This window comes from uncultured Flavonifractor sp. (assembly GCF_944387675.1).
Taxonomy (GTDB): Bacteria; Bacillota; Clostridia; order Oscillospirales; family Oscillospiraceae; genus Flavonifractor.
Genome location: NZ_CALXFV010000156.1, coordinates 1 through 3,313, shown reverse-complemented (window position 1 = coordinate 3,313; position 3,313 = coordinate 1). Strand labels below are relative to the sequence as shown.

Below are 3,313 nucleotides of genomic sequence, written 5' to 3'. Positions count from 1 at the left end.
GTGTCCGGCTTCCTGATTCAGAAGGAGCTGGAGATCATCGGCGGCGCCCTGGCCAATCCCAAGCGGCCCCTGGTGGCCATCCTGGGCGGGTCCAAGGTGTCCTCCAAGATCGGCGTGATCAACAATCTGCTGGAGATTGCCGACACCATCATCATCGGCGGCGGCATGACCTATACCTTCCTGAAGGCCCAGGGCGGCGCCATCGGCAAGTCCCTGCTGGAGGCCGACTGGCTGGACTACTGCAACGACATGATGAAGAAGGCCCAGGAGAAGGGCGTGAAGCTGCTGCTGCCCGTAGACACCGTGTGCGCCAAGGAGTTCTCCGCCGACGCCCAGCCCATCACCGTGGACAGCATGTCCATCCCCGATGACTGCATGGGCATGGACATCGGCCCCAAGGCCATTGCCGCCTATGCCGAGGCGGTGAAGGATGCCGGCACCGTCATCTGGAACGGCCCCATGGGCGTGTTTGAGTTCCCCGCCTTCGCCGCCGGCACCAAGGCCGTGGCCGAGGCCCTGAGCAAGAGCGACGCCATCACCATCATCGGCGGCGGCGACAGCGCGGCCGCAGTGCAGCAGCTGGGCTATGCCGACAAGATGACCCACATCTCCACCGGCGGCGGTGCCTCCCTGGAATTCATGGAGGGCAAGGAACTGCCCGGCGTGGCCTGCCTGCTGGACGCCTGATTTGACAGAATCCGTTTACAGACTTTTGAATATGAAGATTGGAAGAAAGAGGTGCCATCCCAATGAACAGAAGATATCGAAAGACCATTATTGCCGGCAACTGGAAGATGAACAAGACCCTGTCCGAGACCCGCGCCTTTGCCGAGGAGCTCAAGCCCCTCATCGGCAAGCCCAAGTGGTGCGAGGTGGTGCTGTGCGTACCCTCCGTGAACCTTCAGGCCGCGGTGCGGCTGTTTAAGGAGAGCCGGGTGGCCATCGGCGCGGAGACCTGCCACTATGAGTCCCACGGCGCCTTCACCGGCGAGGTTTCTGCGGAGATGCTCAAGGAGATCGGGGTCAAGTATGTGATCATCGGCCACTCTGAGCGCCGCCAGTACTACAATGAGACCGACTTCACCGTGAACAAGAAGGTACACGCCGCCCTGGAGGCCGGCCTGTATCCCATTGTGTGTGTGGGCGAGAGCCTGGAGCAGCGGGAGCTGGGGGTCACCATGGATCTCATCTCCTACCAGGTGAAGGCCGCCCTGTGCGGCGTGCCGGCGGACAAGATGCGCCACGTGGTCATCGCCTACGAGCCCATCTGGGCCATCGGCACCGGCAAAACCGCCACCGCCGAGCAGGCCGGTGAGGTGTGCGAGGCCATCCGCACCGTGATCCGCAAGCTGTACGGCGCCCGGGTGGCCCGGGCCGTGACCATTCAGTACGGCGGCTCCATGAACGCCAAGAACGCCCAGGAGCTGCTGGCCCAGCCCGACGTGGACGGCGGCCTTATCGGCGGTGCGTCCCTGAAGGCCCCCGACTTTGTGGAGATCATCAACGCCGCCAATCAGGAGTAAGTTGCCGGTTGGGGCAGAGAACAAGAGGTAACATATGAGTAAAACACCGACCACACTCATTATTATGGACGGCTTTGGCCTGCGGGCGGACAAGACCGGAAACGCCATCGCCGCCGCCCGCACCCCCAACCTGGACAAAATCTTTGGGGAAAATCCGGGCTGCAAGCTGGCCGCATCCGGTATGGATGTGGGTCTGCCCGAGGGACAGATGGGCAACTCCGAGGTGGGCCACACCAACATCGGCGCCGGCCGGGTGGTGTTCCAGGATCTGCCCCGGATCACCAAGGCCATCCAGGACGGCAGCTTTTTTGAAAATGAGGCCTATATTGAGGCTATGGACGACTGCAAGGAGCGGGACGGGGCGCTGCACGTGTTCGGCCTGCTGAGCGACGGCGGGGTTCACAGCCACATCACCCACATCTTCGCCCTGCTGGAGATGGCCAAGCGCCGGGGCCTGCACAAGGTGTTCGTCCACTGCTTCCTGGACGGGCGGGACGTACCCCCCGCCTCCGGCAAGGAGTATGTGGAGCAGATGGTGGCCAAGTGCGGGGAACTCGGCGTGGGCCAGGTGGCCACTGTCATGGGCCGCTTCTACGCCATGGACCGGGACAAGCGGTGGGAGCGGCTCCAGCGGGCCTATGACGCCATTGTTCTGGGCGTGGGCATCCAGAATCCCGATCCGGCGGATGCCGTGCAGAAATCCTATGATGCCGGTGTCACCGACGAGTTTGTGGAGCCTGTGGTATGTACCAAGGAGGGAAAGGTGAAGGAGGGTGACTCCGTCATCTTCATGAACTTCCGCCCCGACCGGGCCAGGGAGATTACCCGCTGCTTTGTGGACCCCGCCTTTACCGACGTGGCGCGCAAACACGGATATTTCCCCGTGACCTACGTGTGTACCACTGAGTACGACGCCACCATGCCCAATGTGCTCATCGCCTTCCCCCATCACGAGCTGGTGAATATTTTCGGGGAATACATTGCCCGCCAGGGCTACACCCAGCTGCGCATTGCCGAGACCGAGAAGTACGCCCATGTGACCTTTTTCTTCAACGGCGGCGCCGAGCAGGTGTTCCCCGGGGAGGACCGGTGCCTCATCCCCTCCCCCAAGGTGGCCACCTACGATTTGCAGCCTGAGATGAGCGCCCCCCAGGTCACTGAGGAGGCGGTGCGCCGCATTGAGAGCGGCAAGTACGATGTGATCATTCTCAACTTTGCCAACTGCGACATGGTGGGTCATACCGGGGTGTTTGACGCCGCGGTGAAGGCGGTAGAGGCCGTGGACGAGGGCGTGGGCAAGGTAGTGGAGGCCACCACCAAGATGGGCGGCGTGTCCCTCATCACCGCCGACCACGGCAACGCCGACCGGATGCTGGACGAGGATGGAGTGACCCCCTATACCGCCCACACCACCAGCCTGGTCCCCTTCTACATTGTGGGGGCCGACGTGAAGCTGCGGGACGGCCGCCTGGCCGACATCGCCCCCACCATGCTGGATCTGATGGGCCTGGAAAAGCCCGCGGAGATGGATGGGGAGACTTTGATTCTGAATTAAGGGCTTTTCAGGCCCATCCCCGCCGCAGGCGGGCGGCGCTTGCGCCGTCCAAGCGTTTTGGCCGAAGGTCAAAACCTTGATGCCGGGGCAATTCATTTGCCCCGAGCAGATAAAAAGATCCGGGGTCCCCGCGCGGCCTGACGCGTGGGGTGCCTGGGAAAGCCCGCGGAGATGGATGGGGAGACTTTGATTCTGAATTAAGGGCTTTTCAGGCCCATCCCCGCCGCAGGCGGGC

General features: G+C 62.8%; 3 protein-coding genes. All 3 read left to right on the top strand.

Translation table 11 applies throughout. The annotated features are described in order from the left end of the window. The coding region (pgk, locus tag Q0J74_RS10885; RefSeq protein ID WP_297214523.1) for a phosphoglycerate kinase at nt 1-687 on the top strand (687 nt) is incomplete at its 5' end. Between the two features lie 62 nt (nt 688-749). After that, complete coding sequence (tpiA, locus tag Q0J74_RS10880; protein WP_297214522.1) at nt 750-1,523, top strand: triose-phosphate isomerase; 774 nt, start codon at nt 750-752, stop codon at nt 1,521-1,523. Between the two features lie 34 nt (nt 1,524-1,557). Continuing rightward, nucleotides 1,558-3,078, top strand: a complete 1,521-nt coding sequence (gpmI, locus tag Q0J74_RS10875) for a 2,3-bisphosphoglycerate-independent phosphoglycerate mutase (protein ID WP_297214520.1) — start codon at nt 1,558-1,560, stop codon at nt 3,076-3,078. Nucleotides 3,079-3,313: the final 235 nt, after the last annotated feature.